The sequence below is a fragment of the Aphanothece microscopica RSMan92 genome (assembly GCF_046613545.2).
Classification (GTDB): domain Bacteria; phylum Cyanobacteriota; class Cyanobacteriia; order PCC-6307; family Cyanobiaceae; genus NIES-981.
Genome location: NZ_JBKKKY020000485.1, coordinates 1 through 479, shown reverse-complemented (window position 1 = coordinate 479; position 479 = coordinate 1). Strand labels below are relative to the sequence as shown.

General features: G+C 43.8%; 1 protein-coding gene. It reads left to right on the top strand.

The genetic code is table 11. The annotated features are described in order from the left end of the window. Positions 1 to 355, top strand: a 355-nt coding sequence (locus tag ACLD7X_RS18660) for a pantetheine-phosphate adenylyltransferase (protein ID WP_411425172.1), incomplete at its 5' end; no start/stop codon positions are given. Positions 356 to 479: the final 124 nt, after the last annotated feature.

The window sequence follows — 479 nt, the reverse complement described above, 5'->3', positions numbered from 1 at the left end:
AAGAAACGCCAATAAAAAACGATACTTTTCGCTGGATGTGATGAAATTTCACATCGAAAAAACCTTTGAAAAGGAGCCTAATGTGCGGGTGATCAGCTACGATGACCTTACTGCCCGGATCGCCCGGGAGGTAGGAGCGCGCTTTCTGTTGAGAGGGTTAAGAAATACCACTGACTTCGAGTATGAAAATGGTATTTCTCAGGTAAATCGATTTGTATACGAGGAAATAGAAACAGTTTTCCTGATTACTTCCCCGCAGTTGGCGCCCATAAGTTCCAGTATCATCCGCGACTTACACCGCTATGGGCAGGAGGTAGATGAGTTTCTGCCTTATGACCTTACCGAGGGATTATGAGGTAGCAGTTTCTGCCTTTTTAAGTCGCGCTTCTTTTCCTTTTTCAGGATCGTATTTCACGAAAATATTGATCCAGATAATACGGGCCGTTCTGAAAAGTATGGGAAGCAGGATTATAATGGTG